25 protein-coding genes are annotated in these 20,253 nt (G+C 66.0%); 14 read left to right on the top strand and 11 right to left on the bottom strand.

Annotated elements, in window-relative coordinates:
* Nucleotides 1-19: 19 nt before the first annotated feature.
* Nucleotides 20-436 carry a hypothetical protein gene (locus DVK05_RS16830; RefSeq protein WP_147437733.1) on the bottom strand — a complete coding sequence of 139 codons (417 nt, stop codon included), beginning with the start codon at nucleotides 434-436 and terminating at the stop codon, nucleotides 20-22.
* A 169-nt stretch (nucleotides 437-605) separates the two neighbouring features.
* On the opposite strand from DVK05_RS16830, the gene DVK05_RS05960 reads away from it, so the two are divergent.
* From DVK05_RS05960 to DVK05_RS05945, 4 genes are all read left to right on the top strand, one after another.
* Nucleotides 606-1,589 (top strand): Cdc6/Cdc18 family protein, encoded by a 984-nt coding sequence (locus DVK05_RS05960; protein WP_255409703.1) that lies wholly within the window; start codon nucleotides 606-608, stop codon nucleotides 1,587-1,589.
* A 91-nt stretch (nucleotides 1,590-1,680) separates the two neighbouring features.
* The gene (locus DVK05_RS16825) at nucleotides 1,681-2,481 is read left to right on the top strand and encodes a hypothetical protein (RefSeq protein ID WP_147437732.1); all 801 of its coding nucleotides are present in this window, start codon (nucleotides 1,681-1,683) and stop codon (nucleotides 2,479-2,481) included.
* A gap of 91 nt (nucleotides 2,482-2,572) precedes the next feature.
* Entirely contained in the window at nucleotides 2,573-3,904 is a 1,332-nt protein-coding gene (locus tag DVK05_RS05950) for a lamin tail domain-containing protein (protein WP_121562501.1), read from the top strand.
* Nucleotides 3,905-4,039: 135 nt separating this feature from the next.
* The gene (locus DVK05_RS05945) at nucleotides 4,040-4,363 is read left to right on the top strand and encodes a hypothetical protein (RefSeq protein ID WP_121562500.1); all 324 of its coding nucleotides are present in this window, start codon (nucleotides 4,040-4,042) and stop codon (nucleotides 4,361-4,363) included.
* Between the two features lie 12 nt (nucleotides 4,364-4,375).
* On the opposite strand, the gene DVK05_RS05940 is transcribed toward DVK05_RS05945, so the two are convergent.
* On the bottom strand, nucleotides 4,376-4,630 hold the full coding sequence (locus DVK05_RS05940; RefSeq protein ID WP_121562499.1) for a winged-helix domain-containing protein: 255 nt from the start codon (nucleotides 4,628-4,630) through the stop codon (nucleotides 4,376-4,378).
* Nucleotides 4,631-4,891: 261 nt separating this feature from the next.
* Here DVK05_RS05940 and DVK05_RS05935 point away from each other — a divergent pair, with 261 nt between their 5' ends.
* Genes DVK05_RS05935 through DVK05_RS05920 form a run of 4 tightly spaced genes read left to right on the top strand, consistent with a single transcriptional unit; the run spans nucleotide 4,892 to nucleotide 6,196 of the window.
* Nucleotides 4,892-5,134, top strand: a complete 243-nt coding sequence (locus DVK05_RS05935; protein WP_121562498.1) for a hypothetical protein — start codon at nucleotides 4,892-4,894, stop codon at nucleotides 5,132-5,134.
* Nucleotides 5,131-5,478 (top strand): PadR family transcriptional regulator, encoded by a 348-nt coding sequence (locus tag DVK05_RS05930; RefSeq protein ID WP_121562497.1) that lies wholly within the window; start codon nucleotides 5,131-5,133, stop codon nucleotides 5,476-5,478. Before DVK05_RS05935 ends, DVK05_RS05930 begins: the two co-directional genes overlap by 4 nt.
* Entirely contained in the window at nucleotides 5,478-5,879 is a 402-nt protein-coding gene (locus DVK05_RS05925; RefSeq protein ID WP_121562496.1) for a hypothetical protein, read from the top strand. The genes DVK05_RS05930 and DVK05_RS05925 overlap by 1 nt, the downstream gene beginning before the upstream one ends.
* Complete coding sequence (locus DVK05_RS05920; RefSeq protein WP_121562495.1) at nucleotides 5,876-6,196, top strand: hypothetical protein; 321 nt, start codon at nucleotides 5,876-5,878, stop codon at nucleotides 6,194-6,196. Before DVK05_RS05925 ends, DVK05_RS05920 begins: the two co-directional genes overlap by 4 nt.
* A 1-nt stretch (nucleotide 6,197) precedes the next feature.
* Here the strand turns inward: DVK05_RS05920 and DVK05_RS05915 are convergent, their stop codons facing one another.
* Nucleotides 6,198-6,509 carry a hypothetical protein gene (locus DVK05_RS05915; protein ID WP_121562494.1) on the bottom strand — a complete coding sequence of 104 codons (312 nt, stop codon included), beginning with the start codon at nucleotides 6,507-6,509 and terminating at the stop codon, nucleotides 6,198-6,200.
* A gap of 53 nt (nucleotides 6,510-6,562) precedes the next feature.
* Between DVK05_RS05915 and DVK05_RS05910 the strand changes: the two genes are divergently transcribed.
* From DVK05_RS05910 to DVK05_RS05900, 3 genes are read left to right on the top strand one after another with little or no spacing between them, the layout of a single operon-like run.
* Entirely contained in the window at nucleotides 6,563-6,877 is a 315-nt protein-coding gene (locus DVK05_RS05910; RefSeq protein WP_121562493.1) for a hypothetical protein, read from the top strand.
* A complete protein-coding gene (locus DVK05_RS05905) occupies nucleotides 6,874-7,182 on the top strand; it encodes a hypothetical protein (protein WP_121562492.1) in 309 nt (102 codons plus the stop codon). The genes DVK05_RS05910 and DVK05_RS05905 overlap by 4 nt, the downstream gene beginning before the upstream one ends.
* Nucleotides 7,179-8,327, top strand: coding sequence for a site-specific integrase (locus DVK05_RS05900; RefSeq protein WP_121562491.1), 1,149 nt, complete (start codon nucleotides 7,179-7,181; stop codon nucleotides 8,325-8,327). Before DVK05_RS05905 ends, DVK05_RS05900 begins: the two co-directional genes overlap by 4 nt.
* Before the next feature lie 280 nt (nucleotides 8,328-8,607).
* Here DVK05_RS05900 and DVK05_RS05890 read toward each other — a convergent pair whose 3' ends face one another.
* Nucleotides 8,608-9,246, bottom strand: a complete 639-nt coding sequence (locus DVK05_RS05890; protein ID WP_121562489.1) for a helix-turn-helix domain-containing protein — start codon at nucleotides 9,244-9,246, stop codon at nucleotides 8,608-8,610.
* A 76-nt stretch (nucleotides 9,247-9,322) separates the two neighbouring features.
* Here DVK05_RS05890 and DVK05_RS05885 point away from each other — a divergent pair, with 76 nt between their 5' ends.
* On the top strand, nucleotides 9,323-10,165 hold the full coding sequence (locus tag DVK05_RS05885) for a hypothetical protein (protein ID WP_233559394.1): 843 nt from the start codon (nucleotides 9,323-9,325) through the stop codon (nucleotides 10,163-10,165).
* A gap of 271 nt (nucleotides 10,166-10,436) precedes the next feature.
* Here the strand turns inward: DVK05_RS05885 and DVK05_RS05880 are convergent, their stop codons facing one another.
* From DVK05_RS05880 to DVK05_RS05870, 3 genes are read right to left on the bottom strand one after another with little or no spacing between them, the layout of a single operon-like run.
* Nucleotides 10,437-12,623: a type B DNA-directed DNA polymerase gene (locus DVK05_RS05880; RefSeq protein WP_121562488.1), complete on the bottom strand. Its 2,187-nt coding sequence runs from the start codon at nucleotides 12,621-12,623 to the stop codon at nucleotides 10,437-10,439.
* Between the two features lie 3 nt (nucleotides 12,624-12,626).
* On the bottom strand, nucleotides 12,627-12,884 hold the full coding sequence (locus DVK05_RS05875) for a hypothetical protein (protein ID WP_121562487.1): 258 nt from the start codon (nucleotides 12,882-12,884) through the stop codon (nucleotides 12,627-12,629).
* On the bottom strand, nucleotides 12,884-13,582 hold the full coding sequence (locus tag DVK05_RS05870; protein ID WP_121562486.1) for a hypothetical protein: 699 nt from the start codon (nucleotides 13,580-13,582) through the stop codon (nucleotides 12,884-12,886). The genes DVK05_RS05875 and DVK05_RS05870 overlap by 1 nt, the downstream gene beginning before the upstream one ends.
* A 287-nt stretch (nucleotides 13,583-13,869) precedes the next feature.
* Between DVK05_RS05870 and DVK05_RS05865 the strand changes: the two genes are divergently transcribed.
* Nucleotides 13,870-15,372: a replication factor C large subunit gene (locus DVK05_RS05865; protein WP_121562485.1), complete on the top strand. Its 1,503-nt coding sequence runs from the start codon at nucleotides 13,870-13,872 to the stop codon at nucleotides 15,370-15,372.
* Nucleotides 15,373-15,387: 15 nt separating this feature from the next.
* Here DVK05_RS05865 and DVK05_RS05860 read toward each other — a convergent pair whose 3' ends face one another.
* Nucleotides 15,388-16,530, bottom strand: coding sequence for a HAMP domain-containing sensor histidine kinase (locus DVK05_RS05860; protein WP_233559393.1), 1,143 nt, complete (start codon nucleotides 16,528-16,530; stop codon nucleotides 15,388-15,390).
* A gap of 158 nt (nucleotides 16,531-16,688) precedes the next feature.
* Here DVK05_RS05860 and DVK05_RS05855 point away from each other — a divergent pair, with 158 nt between their 5' ends.
* On the top strand, nucleotides 16,689-17,765 hold the full coding sequence (locus DVK05_RS05855) for a zinc-dependent alcohol dehydrogenase family protein (protein ID WP_121562483.1): 1,077 nt from the start codon (nucleotides 16,689-16,691) through the stop codon (nucleotides 17,763-17,765).
* A gap of 3 nt (nucleotides 17,766-17,768) precedes the next feature.
* Here the strand turns inward: DVK05_RS05855 and DVK05_RS05850 are convergent, their stop codons facing one another.
* Genes DVK05_RS05850 through DVK05_RS05840 form a run of 3 tightly spaced genes read right to left on the bottom strand, consistent with a single transcriptional unit; the run spans nucleotide 17,769 to nucleotide 20,253 of the window.
* Nucleotides 17,769-18,695: an amino acid ABC transporter permease gene (locus tag DVK05_RS05850; protein WP_121562482.1), complete on the bottom strand. Its 927-nt coding sequence runs from the start codon at nucleotides 18,693-18,695 to the stop codon at nucleotides 17,769-17,771.
* Nucleotides 18,695-19,441 carry an amino acid ABC transporter ATP-binding protein gene (locus DVK05_RS05845; protein WP_121562481.1) on the bottom strand — a complete coding sequence of 249 codons (747 nt, stop codon included), beginning with the start codon at nucleotides 19,439-19,441 and terminating at the stop codon, nucleotides 18,695-18,697. Before DVK05_RS05845 ends, DVK05_RS05850 begins: the two co-directional genes overlap by 1 nt.
* Nucleotides 19,438-20,253 (bottom strand): amino acid ABC transporter permease, encoded by an 816-nt coding sequence (locus tag DVK05_RS05840; RefSeq protein WP_121562480.1) that lies wholly within the window; start codon nucleotides 20,251-20,253, stop codon nucleotides 19,438-19,440. Before DVK05_RS05840 ends, DVK05_RS05845 begins: the two co-directional genes overlap by 4 nt.

The following is a 20,253-nucleotide window of genomic DNA, read 5'->3' as shown; positions in this document are numbered from 1 at the left end:
CCGGGACGTCAGTCATGGTCTATTCCTGATCCGCGGAATATGCGACAGCCGTAACAACCTCATCATTCTGAGATTGTGGGATGAAAATGCCCTCATCAAACGCTTTAGGACTCACCTCTCGGATTTTTACTAGATCCATCTCATCCAACCTCCGAAGCGAATGGTACATTTCCCGAGTCGGATCGGATTCCGTTATCTCGGTCGGGTGGAACTCATCACGCGGGTATTTGTCCTCAAACTTCTTAGGGTCCATTTGTTCCCGGTCACGCTCATATCGTGCTGCTGCGTCCCAGTCTGCTATTCCAAGTTCGTTTGCGAGCTCACGTAGAGTGAAGGCCTTAGTTGGGTGGCTACTCAAGAAATCGATGACCAATTGCTCTCTTCGCACCGGAATATTCCCTTCTGCCCACTCGTCAGAGTCTTTTTCAATCGGCATAGGCCAAACTTGTACGCGATTTAAATAAATATTACAGTCGACAACTTTGGTCGCACCCATCCGGAACCATCCGGAACACCGAGGGTTTCGCTTAAATCCCGGTACTGTCTCCGGGTGAGACGTGATAAGCGACGGAGCAGTTTTCGAAGACGACCACCTTCCAGACCCGATCGTCGGTCGGAATCGCCACATGAACGAGGTGACCGACGCTCTCGCGCCGATCGAGGACGGCCAGCGCGCCGAGAATTGTTTTCTCTTCGGCCCCTCCGGCGCCGGGAAGACGACCGTCGCGAGGGCCGCCGTTCGCGAGCTCCGCCGCGAGGTCCTCGACGTCCCGCACGCCTACGTGAACTGCTGGCGAGACTACACCAGAAACGCGGTGCTTGAACGGCTCTCCCGCGACCTTGTCGGTGCCGCAGTCCCACGCTCCGCCTCAACGTCGACGCTCCTCGACCGCGTCCACCGGGACTTCAACGGGCCCGGTGTCGTCATCCTCGACGAGGTCGACCAGCTGCGCGAGACGGAGTTGCTCTACGACCTCCACGAGTTCCGCGGGCTCTCGTGGATCGGCATCGCGAACGACGAGGTCGATCTGCTCGCCGACCTCGACGAGCGCGTTCGCTCTCGCGTCTCGGTCGGCTACCGGGTTCGGTTTGATCGGTACGGTGAGGACACGATCGCGGAGATACTGGAGCGACGGGCTCGTGAAGGACTCGGACCGAACGCCGCGAGCGAGGAGGTGTTCCAGAGGATCGCGCGGCTCGCAGACGGCGACGCTCGCATGGGGATCACGACGCTCCGGGCCGCGGCGCGGAAGGCGAGCAGCGAGGGTCTGTCGAACATCCCGAAGCGGCTCGTCGAGGACTCGATGTCCGAGGCCGAACGCGAAATCGCCAGGAAGACGTACTCGAAGCTCAACGATCACCAGCGCGTCGTCGTCGACGTACTTCAGGAGGATGGACCGCTGATCCAGCGGGAGCTTCACGAGCAGTACTCCGAGCGCCACGACGACCCGGTTAGTCTGCGGTACTTCCGTGACGCACACTTGGCGAAGCTGGAGCACTACGACCTCGTCGAGACGGAGAGCCGGGGCGGAAAGAAACTCTACAGTCTCTCAGAACCCACTGGAATCACTCGTTTAGCACAGTCTTAGGGGGCGCTTCAACGAATTCAACACCTGTGCGGAAAGTGTTGATTGACAGATTTTTTCACAGGCCGGAGAGTTACTTTCGATAACCAGTACGATGCGAGTACAAAACACTGGACCGAAAACGGAGTACTACGCCCTGTTCTCCGCAGGAGTTGTATTTGCGGCCGGGTGGGCAGTTTCAATAATTCTCATCGAGGAAGGCGAGATTAACAACGTTCCACGGTGGAAATCAACGCTGTGGTACTTCCTCACCAACCACGGAATTCCGCTCTCAGCTGCGTACAACACCCAGTCTTCAGTCGGTGTTTCGAGCCCGCTCTTGGCGACGGAAGAGCCTAGTTTTGTAAGAGCAATTCCGATCCTCGCAACGGTCATCGCGGGTGCGTACACGAGTTATCAGAAATCCACTCGTAGCATCAAAACCGCAGCTTCGAACGCTCTTACTGCCGGATCAGCGTACTTTCTAATAGCGTTGCTGGCGATTGTCCTCACTGACATTCAACCAGAACTCTCCTCGTTGCTACTTATCGGGGCTGTGATCGCAGGCGCTGCTTGGCTGGGCTCCTCGTTCCTCGATACTTTCACCCGCGGTATCCCGATTATTGGCGTCGCGTCGATCGGGACTATCCTCGCGCTTGGATTCATTTTGATAGCAGGCAGCGCAGCCATCATCTCGATTCTCTGGGAACTGATCGCTATCTCCTATGTCGGAGCAGCTGTCGGCGGTGTTGCGGTCGGGGCAGAGAAAGCAGTCAGGCGCCGCGGGAAGCGGAGAGATACCGATACGCCGCGACTAGCTGGCCTGAAAATACTGGTTAAGGAGAACTTGACAGAGATTGTGGTCGTCGTCGCGGTCGCTGTGCTCCTGTACGCAGCCATAACTGGTGCGGTCTAATCCGTTGGTCGCTGATTAGATTATAACAGAGAGCATGACATTCCTGTGATTTCACAAACATTCAAATCCGCTGACTTATTTCCTGAGAGTAATGGCTAGCAAAAGCGCGTGGGTCATGTGGGTGATCGGCGCTATCCTCATACTTGCTGGACTCAGCTCGTTCGCCGACGGCCTGCGTGGTGTTCTTGGTGGTGTTTTGTGGATCTTAGCCGGGTTACTACTGTTACCGACCCGTAACATCGTCGCTACAACGCTTGTGGAGAAATCTCCGTTCGATATCGAGAAGGTACCTGGGGTTGCTGTTGCTGTGATCGTTTTAATGACGGTCGTCGCGGGGGCTGCCATTGTCCCCCCGGCAGACACTCCTGCCGACAGTTCGCCATCTCCAGAAATCACTGACACTCCTGAATCTACAGAATCGCCCGAAACGACGGAATCACCGGAAACAACCGACGAGTCGAGTAGTTCTGACGATTCAACTGGTTCCGACGGAACGAGTGGGACAGACGATACGGGTAGTTCTGCTGGAGGAGATACTGGGAGTGACACAGACGGGACTAGCGATACTGGGACGCCGACTGAATGGACAGTCACGGTGATCGACGTTGTAGACGGTGATACGATGGACGTACGGATGCCGGATGGGAGCACTGACACGATCCGGCTGCTCGGCGTGGACACGCCCGAAACATCTACTGGTTCGACTGACCCGGCAGAGTGGCCAGGTATATCGGAGAACGAACACGGGCGGGAGCACCTTGCTGACTGGGGAGGACAGGCAACATCGTACGCTGAGGAACGCTTAGGCGGTCAGGAAATCCATATCGAGGTCGACGAGGAGTCCGACCGGCGCGGCTCGTTCGACCGGTTGTTAGTGTACGCGTCGCAGTCCGAGAGTACCTCGAAATCGTTCAACATGCGGCTTCTTGAGAACGGCTACGCGCGGATGTACGACAGCCAGTTCACGCAGCGGGCGGAGTACGACGCGGCTGAGATGGAGGCGAGAAGCAACGATGTTGGCGTGTGGGATTACACCGATACTAGCGAGTCTGACTCTGGCAGTTCGAGCGACTCAGACAGCAGTTCAGGGTCGGTTTCCATAGAAATCGCAGAAATTCACGAAGACGCGGCAGGAGATGAGTTTGATAACCTCGATGATGAGTATATTGTCCTTGAGAACACCGGCAGCAACAGCGTAAATATGGACGGATATACCCTTGAGGACGACGCGAATCACGTGTACACTTTCGACTCATTCACGCTAGGTGCCGGTGACTCTGTAACTATCTACACCGGTGATGGGTCGGACTCAGATACCGAGTTGTACTGGGGGCAAGACGCGCCGGTGTGGAACAACGGCGGAGATGTCGTGACTGTGCGCGACGACAACGGGAACGTCGTCGTCCAGCGATCGTACGACTAGAATCCAATCGCTTTCAGGCTCCGGAACAGCATCCGGAACTCGTCTAATCGCGTTACGTCATCGGTATTGGCCCATCCGGAACCATCTGGAACACTCTGTGCGACCCTGAAGTACGTCACCTGACCACCGCAGGGTATGGCCTCGAAGCCACCCGTCCACGGCAGTAGCGCACGCACGAAAGAGTTCACCATCGACCTCGTCGCCGAGGGGATCGAGACCGGTACCGGCCCCTACAGCGCGAGCGTCGTCGTCAGCGTCGACGCGAACTCCACGCTCCGCATCGAGATCGAGGCGGCGAACGAACTGAACTGGGAGCTTGACGCGCGAATTGCCAACGGTTCGCTGGAGATCAGCCGAGCGTTCAACGACGGCGACGGCGTCCCCGACGACGTGATTCCCAACTGGGTCAAGCGCGTCGGCGCGGCGGTCGTCGACCGGATGACAGAGGGCCGCGTGTGAAACCAAACGCGACTACTCGCCGAGGTCGAGCTCGTCCTCGGAAAGTTCGTGGTCTAGCCAGCGCTGACCCTTCTCAGTCACTTGGTAGTAGCCAGAATCGGCTTTCGAGACAAACCCGTGTTCTTCGAGCTCCGACAGGCGTAGCTGAACGGTCGAGTACCCGATATCGTGGCCGTGGCGGTCTAAATTGGCGTGAAGCGCCTTCGGCGGAAGTTCCAGATCATGACTCGACAGGAACTCCAGCACGATGGAATCGCTTAGAGTCATCCACGGCGGTCGGGGACGCATTTCGACCGATAACTCGTCTCATACCGTTTATTAGGGGAGGTTCCGGACGTTGATTGAACCATATAACCTAATGATTAGGTCTATTAGCCTAACAGTTAAGTCCCTCCCCTTCAGAACGTGTAACTACGGAAGCACTCTCGCGGACCCGTCGCTCGTCGATGGGTCCCATCGCAGCACAAATGCGGACCCCGAGTTGGGGCTCGGGTCCGCGTGGGCTTCCGTGTCTAGGGCACGAAAGCCATGTCAGCAAACCCGTCCGGGAACCTTCAAACTCCCGGCACAGACCACGGCGGTATCGTTCTCACTGGCGACAGCGACGCTTGTCCGGGGTGCGGTCGCCCGCTCTCGACGCACGGCTACGCGTTCGAGGGCTTCGGCGGTCGCGCCACGCTGTCACCGTGCGGCCTCGACGTCAGCGGCGTCCCCCTTCGGGAGCTGCTCGACGCGATCGGCCGAGACACCTCGCAGTTCTCAGACTCATGAGTTCCGACTCCACCACGCCGACGACCGACCCCGAGACGCACCGCATCCGCCACACCGACCTCACGATGTTCCAGATCGACCTCCTCGCCGTCTGCGCGCGGCTGGAGTCCTCGCTGGGCGAGGTGAAGGGCCTCGCCATCAAGGACGGCCTCGAAGACGTCATCGAGAAGCCGGTGAACCACGGGCGCCTCTACCCGAACCTCGACGAGCTCGCCGCGAAGGGGCTGATCGAGAAGGGGAAGATCGACGATCGGTCGAACTTCTATCGCGTCACCGAGGAGGGGTTCCGCGTCCTCGACGAGCGCCGCGACCACATCGCGCGAGCGATCGACGGAGGTGCGTGATGTCGGAGAACTCGCACGCCGGCACCGTCGCGGAGCAGCTGGCGATCGCGGAGGCCGACGGCGACGAACCGACCGTCATCGAGGTGCCGATCACGCTCCACCGGAACGATCAGGGACTTCACGCGTGGGTCGACGAGAGCGCGGTCGGCGACGAGGTCGCGAACGAGATCGACATCGAGGAGATCGAGCGCCGGCTGTTCAACCGCTTCCCGGAGGTGCTGCTCCAGAACGCGGAGGAGAACCTGACGCCGGAGTGGTGCCGGAAGCCGGACGAGGCGCCGCGGGTCGCGGTCGCGGAGTACTACCCAGACATCGAGCGCCTCGGCGGCGTCACGGTGTCGATGGACCAGCGCGCCCAGTGGGCGATGATCCCGCGGGACGACGGAGGGGAGTCGGCGTGAGCGAAGCCGAATTACCTGTCCAGACAGACGACGTGGACCCGTGGCCGCCGCGGCTCGACGATGTTCGGGACCTGGAGGCGATCGTCGACGCGCTCGACGAGGTGCCCGACGTTGAGGAGTACAATCTGGAACCGGATCACCGCGAGTTCACGACCCACATCGTCGTGCGGATGGGCGGTGACAGGCCGTCAACGACAGACCTGAGCGAGCTCTACCGGGCCCACGACCTCCGGTCGACGTGGGCACACATCCATCCGACGGGTGACCTCGCTTTCAGCATCGAGGCGAAGCTCCCGGAAGAGGTGGGCGATGCGTAGACTACAGGAAGTGCCCGTGATCGACGACGCCGTCGAGGTCGAGCCCGTCGAGCTCGTCGGTGAGCATCGACTCGATCTCCTCGGTCTTCTCGTCGGTCCCGTAGGCCCGGTGTTCCGAGAGCGCCTCGTGGAGGTGGTCGAGTCGGTGCGAGCAGTCGGAACAGCAGACGACGACCGGACCCATCGGGAACCAGTCGAGGTCCCGCTCCTCTTCGAGGTACTCCCGGTAGTCGGGCTTGAGGTCGAACACGGAGGGGCGGCCCTGGATGGTGTCTCCGCAGCGGGCGCAGGTGTCGGGGACTTCGTCAGTCATGGTGGCTCGCAGTTGCGCCATCACCAGCATCAGTCTTCGGGAGGTGTCACGGCGTGATCGACCTCGACGAGCTGAGCGACGAGGAGATCGAGGCGGTCGTGAACACGAAGATGTTCCAGAAGGCGCTCGCCTACCGCCGCCTCTCGGACGGCATCAACGTCCTCGAGGACGAGGGGCAGGTCTTCGAGTCGATGGTGAACGCGATCACGAAGCAGCACTCGCAGGTGCGCTCGGAGGACTCGACGCGGGAGTTCTTCCGGCTGTTCCGCGACGAGGTAGAGACGTTCACCGAGGAGATGGAAGCCGAGAGCGACGGCGCCGACGCCGGCGACCTCTCAGACATCATGATCGACGAGGGCGACCGATGAGTGGGAGTAACGTCGAACGCCGCGTCGTCGATGCCAAGCGCCCACTTACGGGGGTAACGTACGGGCCGACGGTCGACGACGACGGCTTCGTTCTCACGCTGATCACGGCGAACGGTCCGCTCGAAGTCGAGTTCGACGAGGAGGCGATGTACCTGCTCTGGACTGAGGTCAAGGGCACGCCGTGGCCGGACCCGCCGACGTCCACTGAGCGGGAGCTGCTGGTGAAGCGGCTTGTCGAACTCGCGAACGGCGCCGACGAGGAGATGCTGAAAGACGCGATCCGCGCGCTCGGAGGTGAGCGGTGAGAGACGACTCGTACGAGGCGCCGGCGGGCGGTGAGGAGCTGATCCCGATGGCGCCCCAGGAGGCGCTCGACATCTGGCTCGAACGCCAAGAGATGGATAAGGCGGAGAGCACGGTCCAGAGCTATCGCTACCGAGTCAAGCCGTTCGTCGAGTACCTCGAGGAAGAGGAGGGTATCGAGAACCTGAACGACCTGAACGGCCGCCACTTACTCCGGTTCGATTCGATGCGCCGGTCGAGCGGCGACATCCAGAAGAACACGCTGAACAACCAACTCGGGACGATCCGACAGTTCCTTGAGTTCGGCATCAAGGCGAACGCGGTCAAGCCTACGGTCGCTAGTCAGGTCGACATCCCGCACGTATCGAAGGACGAGCGGATCAACCGCGAGAAGCTGCCGACACAGCGCGCGAAGGACATCCTCGCGTTCCTCGACCGCTACGAGTACGCGAGCCGCGACCACGTCATCGCGTTCCTGCTGTGGGAGACCGGTGCCCGCGCGGGGTCGCTCCGAGCGCTCGACCTGGAGGACGTCTACCTCGAAGAGGACGACCTCGACCGGCTGCGGTACCAGGAAGATCTCGATGTCGGGGAGTCCGTCTTGGAAGATATCCTCGCCGGCGTCGAGCTCCCGTTCATCTACTTCCGGCACCGGCCGGAGACCGGCACGCCGCTGAAAAAGAAGGACAGCGGCGCGCGGCCGGTGAACATCTCCGAGGAGCTCGGTGACGTGCTCGGCGCGTATATCCGGGTCCGCCGGGCGGCGGGGACCGACGAGCACGGACGGAAGCCGTTACTCTCTTCGAAGAAGGCACCGGGCCGGATCACCGTCTCTGGAATCCGGATTCGGTCGTACGAGATTACGCAGCCGTGTCAGGTCGGGAAGGAGTGCCCTCACGATCGCGACCCTGAGGAGTGCGAGGCCCGAGAGCCGGGTCAGAAGTCGCGTTGCCCGTCGGTCCGGTCACCGCACAAGTGGCGGACGGGCTCGGTGACGTGGCATCGCGACCGGGGATGGCCGCCGGACGAGATTGCGACGAAGATGGCGACCTCCGTGGAGCTGGTGAACAGCGTCTACGATCAACCGGAGCAACTGAAGCGGATGGCGATCCGCCGCGAGAACCTCGACAAATTGTACGAACAATGATACACTCAAACGAAACTCTCGATTCGGATGAAGCGCAGCAAAAACCGTGTTTGTGTCCTCAGCGGTCCCATCAGAAATTTTACACGAACCGTCCGAAACCGGCTAGATTGGCCGCTACTACGATGATCTGGTGTGACAGTGACCTGCCCGGTTCACCCGTCAGTTACGTCCGTCGAGGAGACGGGAGACGATGTTCGGAGTCGGGTCAGACACGCGAGCAGTCAGACGACCGAGGGCGTCTACGACCACCTCGATCGAGTGGTCCTTCGGGGGGCTATCGTCAGCTGTTGGCGGCCACGTCGGTCAGGTACCACGCAATAAGCCGCGCCTGTGCCCGGCGGACGATGCCCGACGCGGTCGACTTGTCCACGCCGACCACGTCGGCGAGGTCCGCCAGGGTACACTCTCTCGGGACCTCGAAGTAGCCCTCTCTGAGGCCGGCGGCGAGGAGTTCCTCCTGTCGTCGTGTGAGGAGTCGGTCCGACCGCTTCTTGTCCACCTTCGAGAGGAGTTCGTACTCGGTCCCGCTCGATTCCAGCGCGTTCCGGAGCTGGTCGAACTCCTCGCGAGTACCGGTTATGTCGAACTCATAGAATCCGTTCCGAACTTCGATCGGAAACTCAGGCGGGAACCCTCCGGACTCGACGAAGGCGTAGAGGTCGACGTCGGTCGTCTCGTACGTCGCGAGGAGCCGGTCGTCGGTGCGTTCCAACACCTCGTACGCGTCGACCGCCCCGTGTTCGCGAAACGCTGCTGCGATCGACCCGGGAGTCCGAGTCAGCACCTCTCCGAGTTCCGTCGCGGTGGCGCCGCTGCGGACGCCGGAGAGCAGGCGAAAGGTCGCATCGGGGAACGCCTCCGACAGGTCGGCGATGTATAGGTCCGGCGGGAGGCGAATGCGGAATCGGGCGTCGATCATGCTGGGTACTGCCGCTTCGGACAGCTACCAACATGTTGGGGTCATTCACACATCAATCGCCCGGCAACACTAATGTATGAACTCCGAGTCGGCCGCTGCGGCCACGAGCGGACGGGCGACGCTGCGGACCATGGCGCGGACGATCACCGGACCGATCGGAGAGCTGTGGCGCCGCGATCCGGTTTTGTCCGCCGTGGCCGCCATCAACGCCGTCCTGTTCGGTGCCTTCGCCGTCGGCACCGTCTTGGACCCGACGGTCGTCAACGGGGAGCCGGCGTGGCTCAAGCCGACGAAGTTCGCCGGTTCGATCGCGCTCGTGTGCGCGACGCTCGGCTGGCTCGGTATTCACCTCCCGGTCGACCCGGACTTTCGCCGCCGTGTCTCCCGGATCGTCGGCGTCGGTCTCCTCATCGAAATCGTCCTTATCGGCGGACAGGCCGCGCGCGGCGTCGGTTCCCACTTCAATCGAGCAACGATCCTCGACGGGGCGATCGGGGGCGTCATGGGCGTTACAATCGTCATCGTCACCGTCGCGATCGCCGCGCTGGCGGTCCGCGCGCGCGGCAACGAGTTCGACGTTCATCCGGCGTTCGCCGCGGGCATCCTCCTCGGAATCGGGTGGTTCGTCGTCGGCGCGTTCGAGGGGGCGGCGATGATCGCGATCCAGTCTCGGGTCGTCGAAACGACGGATCCGACGGTCCCAGTCGTCGGCTGGCAGCTCGTCGGCGACTTCCGCTTAGCGCACTTCGTCGGCCTCCACGCCCTTCAGTTGCTGCCGCTGACCGGCTACCTCGCGGCAGTTGGACACCGTCGAGGCCTCGTCGACTATCCGCGACGCGTGGTCTACCTCGTCACTACCGGATACGTCGCGGTCCTTCTCGTGACCGCCGCCCTCGGCGTCGCACCGGTCCTCATCTGACGAGCGATCTCACGAAGCCGGGGCGATAACGCGTACAGCAGCAGATATCGATACCTGATTAGCAGCCAAATCACCACGTGCCGAGAGGAACTGCGGCACATGGCGATTTCACGCCAATCGGGACTGAACGTCTCTCCGGCGCGATTTCGCGCCCGCGTGTGCGCCAGCCCCCCACCCCTGCGGGGGATGGAGTCGAAATCCCTGCTGACCGAGGCGACACAAGATCAGTTCTGATTAGGGTCAGAGGGACCGGAGAATCAGATGCCCGTTCTCAAAAGCTCGCCAGCGTTTCGTCTCTCGTCTCACTGAGATACTGCCGAATCGCTCCTTCGTCCCAACCAACCGCCGACAGCACGCTTTCGACGGCGCGCACAGCGGCGTCTTCGTACCACTCGGCGTCGTACCGTGGTACGTCTTCGAACTCCAATCTGACCCGCGACGCGCCTCGTGCGTCCGCATCAACGACCACGTACCGGACGGCCTGACCCGGGGACAGTCCCGCCCCCTTGATTTGTGCCCGCTTCAGGGCCGCAACGGTGAGCGTCTCCATCGAGTACTCGTCGACGTCCTTCGACACGCGATTGTCGACGACGAGCGCGTTCGGGTCGACCGTCCCCTGTCGTAGCTCGTCGAGGTGCCGCCGGAGTACGCCGCACACCGCCTCCGGAGAGCGCGTCTCGTCGAACACGCGGAGCGCCTCGCTTTGGACCTCTTCGACCCATTCCGGCGTCGAGCGCTGTCGGCTCTCGATGCCTCGCGTCTTGACCGCGTCGCCGAGTCCCGTCTCAGGGTAGTCCTCACCGCGACGCTTGCCGAAGTATCGAGTGAGCGCTCCCGACTCGGAGTTTCGCATCGGACAGAACGCGACCCACTCAAACGCGCATTCGTACTCCAACTCGATGCCCGCTTCTTCGCTGATCTCGGCTGCGACTTCCTCTAGGGAGCGCTGCTCGCGACCGTCGACGGGAGCCACCCAGATGGAGTCGACGATGCCGTGTACCACGTGCCAGCCGGCTGCCTCCAGTGCGTTCTTCGCGTCGAGGAGGAGCTCGCGAGCGTAGGCGTTGATCGCCTCGTGGCACTCGATGCGGCCGAACTTGGCGTTCGAGAAGCCCTGATACCCGAAGCAGGACACGAGGATCCACTTGATCGCAGAGGAGGCGGCTTCGAGGCGTTCGCGTTCGTCGTCGGTAGCGTCGGGGATCTGTGCTTTGATCTCGCTCCGGGCGTCGATCAGCGGGCCGAGGACCTCCGCCAGGTAGCCCTCTTGATCGCAGACGGAGTAGCCGAGCCCCGGCACGTCATCGGTGTCACAACACCCGCACCGGACGGTCTCAGGCGAGATGTTCCGGGTGCGGATGATGTTGGGATACAGGGATGCGAAGTCGAGTTCGTGAACGTCCTCGTGGACGCCGACGTCGGGGGCGAACGTCGTGCCGCCGCGGTCGGCGTCGTCGAGCGTCGACGCCCGCTTGAACAGTTCGGGGCGCCACGCCCGCCACGGCACGAGCACGTCTCGGTCCCTCGCTTCGCGGATCTGCATCGCCGTCAGCACCCGCCCGATAGACGCCCACCCGAGTTCCTGTAGCGGGAGCCCGGAGCGCTCGACGAGGTCGAGACAGCCCTCCAGCCCGGACTCGTGGTAGAAGAACGAGTTGGACTCGTCGATGATGGCGCGTCCGGGGACCGCGTATCGGGCCGGCGAGTGCCCCACGTTGCCGTAGGAGGTGTACGTCGACTCGCCGGCGAGTTTGGTGTAGCCGTCCCGCCGACCGAGTTCGAGATCGACGCCGTAGGCGTCGGCCGCCTCGAACAGCAGCGGTACGAGGTCCGCCGTCGACGCGACCAGGACATCGGGATCGCGTTCGTCGAGCGCCGCTTGAACGCCGGCGACGGTCTCGGCGGGCGACGACCCGACTCGGTCACCGTCGACGGCGAGTTGCGGCAGCGACTCGATGCCCGACTCGTGCCGGGGTAAATCGAGGTGGAGCGTCCGCAGGTCGCGCACCGAGCGGTCCGGAGCGGCGGGCGTGTCTGTTTCGAGGCAGAAGCGAAGCTGGCGGGTAAAATCGACGTTGTAACAGGTGTAGGTGTCGGGCTGGCCGAACTCCTGGACGCGGCTCGCGATCCTTCGGACCGCCTCGATCGAGGCGGCGTCGACGCGGAGCAGCGGCCGGGCGTCGGTCCGGAACGTCTGCCGGTGTGCTTCGACGCTGAGCCGCTCGACCGCGTCTTGTCCGTCAAGGAAGGCCCAGAGGTCCCGGAGTGCGTCCGAGAGCCCATCGCGGGACGGCGGAGTCGGATCCGGGCCGCCCGATCGACCGTAAAGGTCGCCTGCGGCGTCCCCGACGAAGAGCGTCGGGTGATGGTCCTTGTGAACCTCGCGAGCGGCGCCGTCCAGGGTGAGCGTCCACCGGGCGACGCGGCCGTCACCGAGGTACTCCAACGTGAGCGTCACGGGCTACGCCTCGGTGAGGGACTCGACCTGGTCTTCCAGTTCGGCGATTCGGCGCTCCTGTTCGAGCGCGATCGCCATCCACATCGGCGCCAGCGGGTCGGCGGGGTTGAGGTTCCCCGCGGCGTCGGCGTGGTCGCGAGCGTACACGAACAGCCGGTCGAATCGGGGCTTGTCCTGCCGGCGGAGGACGCGTCGGAACGAGCGCCAGTCGTCTTCGATCGCGCTCAACTGGTCTCGGTACGTCGGATTCGTCCGGCCCATTACTGGATGCTCGGCGCGGCCGCGGCGCGGTCGACGGTCACTCCCTCGTACATCCGGGCGCGGTGTTCGAGGACCTCCTGCCAGTACGCGAGCGTCGTCTGGAGCCAGCCGTCGTCGGTGTGGTAAACGAGCGTCTCCGTGTCGCCGGCAGCGTCCTCGAAGCGCGGGCCGAACGGTGTCTTCCGGCAGGTGAGATGCGTCGCCGCGGCGCGGCGTAACGGCGTCGAGAACGCGTCGTCGCGGCACCGCGTCACGAGGACCGGAACGTCGTGGACGCGAGCGACGCGGGCGACCGACGCGATCGCGCGGATGAACAGCCGCTCGGCGGTGTCGGCGTCGACGTCGGCGGCGCGGTACATGCCGTCGAGGCCGGTCGCGGCGACGACCGAGGGCGACTCGCGGGCGGCGAGCCGGCCGGCCAATCGGTCGAGCAGCGAGGTGTGCTGGTGAGCTGTGAACCCACGGGCGACCTCGATACGGTCGAGGACGCGGTCGGCCGGGGCGAGTTCGCGGAGGCGAGTCGTGTTGGCTCTGTTCGCGCCGTCGACCCAGAACGCGGGGCCGTCGGCGCCGAGGACGCGGTCGAGCAGGAGTGCCTGAACGGGCGTGACACCGAGTTCGTCGTCGACGTCGACGAGCGTGACGCCCGGCGCGAGCTCCGGGAGGTCGGCGGTCGGTCGTCGGGAACGAGTGGACATGGTAGGGCCGACGTGGAATTGGGTAAAAGGGGTGAGCCATGGACGGGCGGTGAAAGTGGAAGTGGTGACGAGGGCTGGGTCCGTCGAACGACGGGAACGCACACGAGACGGTTGTGCCGAGACAAAGTATCCGGCGGCGTTCCGGATCGCGGACCCGCGGAGCGGGAGGCGGGCCTGCTCGAGTACTCCGTACCGATTACCGCTCACTCAGGAGTCAGTTTGCTCTGGAGGTTGGCGATCCCGCCCGCTCCGCAACCACTAAACGCGGCTCGCTCCTTGCTCCGGTAATGGCCGACTGGACGGAGAAGTACCGCCCGAGCACGCTCTCGGAGGTGCGCGGCAACGACAAGGCCCGCGACGCGTTCGCGGAGTGGGCCCGGTCGTGGGACGACCACCGCGAGGCGGTCGTCCTCCACGGGAGCCCGGGCGTCGGGAAGACGAGCGCGGCCCACGCGCTCGCGAACGACATGGGGTGGGAGACCGTGGAGCTGAACGCCTCCGACCAGCGCACCGCGGACGTCATCGAGCGGTTCGCCGGGCGGGCCGCGCGCAACGCCACCCTCGGCGGGAGCGCGGCCGGGGGCGGCGCGGCCGGCGGCGACACCGCCTCGCGCCAGCTCGTCGTCCTCGACGAGGCGGACAACATCCACGGCAACTACGACCGCGGCGGCGCCTCGGCGATCACGAAGCTGGTCAAGGAGTCGAGCCAGCCCATCGTGCTCATCGCCAACGACTACTACGACATGTCCCGGGGGCTCCGGAACGCGACCCAGGAGATCGAGTTCCGCGACGTCTCCGCGCGCTCCATCGTCCCCGTCCTGCGCGACGTCTGCCGCAAGGAGGGGATCGAGTTCGAGTCCGACGCCCTCCAGCGGATCGCGGAGGGGAACCGCGGCGACCTCCGCGGCGCGATAAACGACCTCCAGGCCGCGACGCAGGGGCGCGACTCGATCACGGTCGAGGACGTCGTCACCGGCGACCGGGACAAGGCGCTGGGCCTCTTCCCGTTCCTCGACGCGGTCCTCAAGGAGGAGTCCGCGGAGGAGGCGCTCCAGTCCGCGTACGCCGTCGACGAGACGCCGGACGACCTCTCGCGCTGGATCGAGAACAACGTCCTCGACGTGTACGAGCCCGCGGAGGCGGTCCGCGCGTACGACTTCCTCGCGAACGCGGACGTGTGGCTCGGTCGCGTGCGCGCCACGCAGAACTACTCCTACTGGCGGTACGCGACCGACAACGCGGCCGCGGGCGTCGCGGCCGCCCGCGACGGCGAGAAGGGCGGGTGGACGCGCTACGGCCGCCCCCAGTTCTGGTCGTCGTCGGACGCGACCGCGGACGAGGTCGTCGGCAAGATCGCGGCCGCGAGCGGGTGTAGCGTCGCGACCGCCCGCCGCGAGGTGCTGCCGTTCCTCGAGGCCGTCACCCACCACTGTAAGCCCCGCGAGCTGACCGTCGCGATGGCGGCGGCCTACGACCTCGACGAGGCGGGCGTCGCCTTCGTCACCGGATCCGGCGAGTCGACGAACAAGGTTGAATCGATCGTCGAGGACGCGCAGGCCCGCCGCGAGGAGCTGATCGAGGAACACGCCGACGGCGCCTTCGCGCTCGACGGCGCCCGCCGCGGCGACGAGGGCGACGCGGCCGCGGAGACCGCGGACCGCGACGGCGACGGTTCCGGATCGACTGACCCCGAGAGCGACACAGCCGACTCGGGGGAGGAGCCGGCCGACGACGGCTCCTCGAACGAGAGCGACGACGACGATCAGGCGGGCCTGACCGACTTCATGTGAGCCGGCGGCGGGCGCTCACCGACTCCCGCCGCCGCTGAGCCGGGGCGAGTTCGGATCCGTGTCGCTTCCGCTCGGCGTCGGCGAGTCGACCGCGTCAGCGCAGCGGAACTCGAACCGCGCGCCGCCCTCGCGGCTCTCGGTCACCGAGACGGTCCAGTCGTGCGCCGCCGCGATCCGCTCGACGATGGCCAGCCCGAAGCCGGTGCCGTCGGGGGCGGTCGTGTGGCCCGGCTCGAAGACGGCGTCCCGCTGGTCGGGGTCGATCCCCGGGCCGTCGTCCGCGACGTAGAACCCCTCGTCCGTCCGCCCGACGCGGACCCGGACCGCGGCGGCGTCGGGGTCGCTCGGGTCGGCGCCCGCCGCCGAACCCGGTGCGAACGTGCCCGGCGCGACCCGACCGGCCGAGCCCGCTTCGTCGTCCGCGGAGGCGGGGTCGCCCGCGCCGGCCTCGTCGGGGGCGCCGTGTTCGATCGCGTTCCGGAAGAGGTTCTCGAGGCACTGCCGGAGCCGCTCCGAGTCGCACGTCACGGTCGGGAGCGGTCCGTCCACGACGAGCGCGGCGTCGGCCGGCTCGCCGACGGTCCGCCACGCGCGGTCCACGACCGACCGCAGGTCGGTCGGCTCGGCGCTCCGGGCCATCTTTCCCTCCTTGGCCAGCGTCAGGAGGTCCGAGATGAGGTCGTCCATGCGGTCGAGCGCGTCGAGGGCGCGCTCCAGCCGCTCGCTCGACGCGTCCCCGTCGAGCTCGGCGGCCAGTTCGACGTTCCCGAACGCGACCGAGAGCGGGTTCCGGAGGTCGTGCGACACGACGCTCGCGAACTCGTCGAGCCGCTCGCGCTGGCGTTCCAGCCGCTTCCGGCGCTCGACGCGCTCGTCCGCGGGGAACAGGTACCCGACCACGTCGCCGCCGTCCGTCGCCCGGCCGCGCTCGTGGACCCACTGCGGTTCCCCGTCGGAGACGACGCGGTACACCACGTCGACCGGGGCGGCGTCGAGCGCCTCGCGGAGCCGCTCGCGGTCCTCGTCGACCACGCAGTCGAGCCAGCCGCCCTCCGCGCGCTCCGGGACCTCGATCCGGGACTCCCCGGACGCCTCGATCACGAACCGCGACGGATCCCCCCCAGGCCGGCGGTAAGCGATCCCGGGGCGTCGTTCCATCGCTGGAGACACGTGTCAACGAGACTACTCGGCCAGTATAAACCTTACTCGCCTATCACTTGTCATACGCTGAGATCAAGTCTGAAAAGTGCGAAAATAACGAAGAAGGCCCCCGCGACGCCGAGAGACCTTTGTCGCGGCCCCCGATGGATCGCCGTATGCGCGCAGCGATCCTGCGAGAGTACGGCGAGCCGCTCGCGGTCCGCGACCTCCCCGAGCCCGACCCGGACCCGGACGGCGCCGTCGTCAGCGTCGACGCCTGCGGCGTCTGCCGCAGCGACTGGCACGCCTGGGCCGGCCACGGCGAGTGGGCGGACGACCGCGTCCCGCGCGGCCAGGTCCTCGGCCACGAGCCGGCCGGCGAGGTGGTCGCCGTCGGCGGCGAGGTCGACCGGTTCGAACCCGGCGACCGCGTCGTCGTCCCTTTCTCGCTCGGCGACGGCACCTGCCCGCACTGCCGCCGCGGGGCCGGCAACGTCTGCGCTGACGGCCGGGCGCTGGGGTTCGAGGCCGCCGCGCCGGGCGCGTTCGCGGAGCGCGTGGCCGTCCCGGCGGCCGACTACAACCTCGTCGAGCGCCCCGAGTGGCTCGACGCGACCGCGGCCGCGGCGCTCGGCTGCCGCTACATGACCGCGTACCACGCCCTCGCCGAGCGGACGACCGTCGGCGGGGGCGACGCCGTCGCGGTCCACGGCTGCGGGGGCGTCGGGCTCTCCGCGGTCCAGATCGCGGCCGCGCTGGGCGCCCGCGTGATCGCGGTCGACCTCGACCCCGACGCCCTCGCGCTCGCGGCCGAGTTCGGCGCGGCCGAGACCGTGAACCCGGAGTCGCTCCAAGGAGACGAGTCCGTCCCCGAGCGGGTCCGCGCCCTCACCGACGGCGGCGCCGACGTCTCGCTCGACGCCCTGGGGATCGCGGAGACCTGCCGCAACTCGGTCCGGTCGCTGCGCCCGCGCGGAACGCACGTCCAGGTCGGGCTCACCACGGACGCGGAGCGCGGCGAGGTGTCGCTGCCGACCGACTGGATGACGCGCTGGGAGGTATCCTTCCTCGGCTCGCGCGGGATGCCGCCGACGAGCTACCCGGACCTGTTCGCGCTGATCGAGGCGACCGGGATCGACCCCGGCGCGCTGGTCGCCCGCGAGCTGTCGCTGTCGGACGTGTCGGACCGGCTCGCCGCCATGGACGACTACGACGTGCGGGGCGTCGAGGTCGTCACCGACTTCGAGGGGTGAGCGTCACCGCTCGCGGTCCGCCCCGAGCCCGGGGATCGCGACGCGCTCGTCGACGCGCTCCATGACCTTCGACGCCGTCAACACGAGCGCGAGGTACATCGCGCCGAGCACGAGGAAGACGGTGGTGTACCGGAAGGTGTCGCTCGCGACCTGGTTGGCCAGGTAGTACAGCTCCGGGACCGTGATGAAGCCCGCCAGCGACGAGTACTTGATCAGGTAGACGAACTCGTTCGTCCACGAGGGGATCGCGTAGCGGAGCGCCTGCGGGAGGACCACGTGGTATATCGACTCCAGCTTCGAGAGCCCGATCGCCCGCCCCGCGGTGATCTGCCCGTCGTCGACGCTCTCGACCGCGCCGCGGATGTACTCGGCCTGGTAGGCCGCCCCGTTGAGCGTGAACCCGAGGATCGCCACCCAGACCACCTCGCGCGGGAAGACGCCGGACAGCACCGCCGGGACCGACGCCGCCAGGTTCAGCCCGTAGTAGAGCACGAACAGCTGCGCGAGGAGCGGCGTGCCGCGCAACAGCTCGGTGTAGCCCAAGGAGAGCCACGCGGAGAACCGACCGTACACCCGCGCGACCGCCAGCGGCACGGCGATGAAGAAACCGCAGACGAGGCTCACGCCGGTGATGACCACGGTGAGCCACGTCCCCTGCGCGAGGACCGGCGTGAGCTCGACCACGAACGCGGCGTCGGCCGCCAGCCCGGCGAGCCCCGGCACGCCGGCGAGCGCGCCCTCGACGGCGTCCGGCGAGACGAGCGGCTCGCCGACCGGGGCGATCACGCCGCCGAGCCACCGGTTGCCCCAGCTGACGACGAGCCAGCCCCAGAACAGCGCGCCGGCGGCGACCAGCAGTATCCGGCCGGCGGACTCGTCGGCGTCGGCCACGCGCTCGCCGACCGTCCGCGGTCGCGTCGCCCCCGCCATCACTCGTGGCTCGCGATGCGGTCGAGGAAGCGGGCGGTCCGGTCCTTCTCGGGGCGTTCGAACAGCTGCTCGGGCGGTCCGCGCTCGACGACCCGGCCGTCGTCCAGGAAGACGACCTCGTCGGCGACCGCCCGCGCGAAGCTCATCTCGTGGGTGACGACGAGCATCGTCATCCCGTCGTCGACCAGCCCGCGCATCACCTCCAGCACCTCGCCGATGAGCTCCGGGTCGAGCGCGCTCGTCGGCTCGTCGAACAGCATGAGCTTCGGCTCCATCGCCAGCGCGCGGGCGATCCCGACGCGCTGCTGTTGGCCGCCCGACAGCTCCGCGGGGTACGAGTCGAGCTGGTCGGCGAGCCCGACGCGCTCCAGCTGGTCCGCCGCGCGGTCCCGAGCCGCGTCCTCGGAGAGCCCGAGCACGCGCCGGGGCCCGAGCGCGACGTTGCCGACCGCGGTGAGGTGCGCGAACAGGTTGAAGCTCTGGAACACCATCCCCACCTCGCGCCGGAGCTCGTCAACGTCGGTGTCGGGCGAGAGCACCTCCTCGCCGTCGAGCGTGATCGAGCCCTCTTGGGCCTCCGCGAGCCGGTTGACGCAGCGGAGCATCGTCGACTTCCCGGAGCCGGACGGCCCGATCAGGACGGTCACGTCGCCGCGGTCCATCTCGAAGGAGACCTCGTCGAGCACCTGCTCGTCGCCGTACCACTTCGAGACCTCGCTCACGCGGAGGAAGTCGTCGTCAGTCACGCCGACTCCCCCTCCGGGATCGCGTAGCGGGTGCCGAGGTAATCGAGCGCGCGGTTCGTCGTGAACGTGAGGACGAAGTAGATGGCACTGATGAACAGGATGACTTCGAGGACCGCGGTCGTCTGCTCCGTGAACAGGTCGTAGCCGCGGGTCAGAAGCTCCGCGAGGCCGATCGCGAAGACGATGCTCGTGTCCTTCAACACGATGGTGAACTCGTTTTGGAACCCCGGGATCGACCGGCGGAGCGCCTGCGGGACGACGACGTACCGGATCGCCTCGAACCGGGAGAGCCCGACGGCCCGGCCCGCCTCCAGCTGCCCGTCGTCGACGCTCGACAGGGACGCGCGGAAGATCTGCGACTGGTACGCCGCGCTCCGCAGCCCGAGCCCCAAGATCCCGGCCGAGATCGCCGGCGAGATCGACCCGACGCCGAGGTTCACCTGCGGGACGCCGAGGACGAAGTACATGACGAGGAGGATGACCACGATGGGGGTCCCGCGGAGGACGACGCCGGCCGTCTCCACGAGCCGCTTCGAGAGCCCGTCCCCGTACACCTCCACCGCGCCGGCCGGGAAGCCGACGAGGAAGCCGAGCAGGATCGACGCGACGGTGAGCCCGACGGTCAACAGGAGCCCGCCGCCGAGGTAGTCGGCGTTCCGGACGACGAACCACCAGTCAGCGGGGTCGCCGACGAGCCACCAGTCGATCGACTCGACGGCCGACAGGAGGGCGCCGCTCGCGGTCGGGTCCGGGGCCCCGAGGCTGGCGAGGCTGGCGGACGCGGCGAGCGCGAGCGACCCCGGGACCGACAT

Source organism: Halorubrum sp. Atlit-8R, assembly GCF_003666025.1.
Classification (GTDB): Archaea; Halobacteriota; Halobacteria; order Halobacteriales; family Haloferacaceae; genus Halorubrum; species Halorubrum salinarum.
This window is presented reverse-complemented; position numbering and strand designations above follow the sequence as displayed.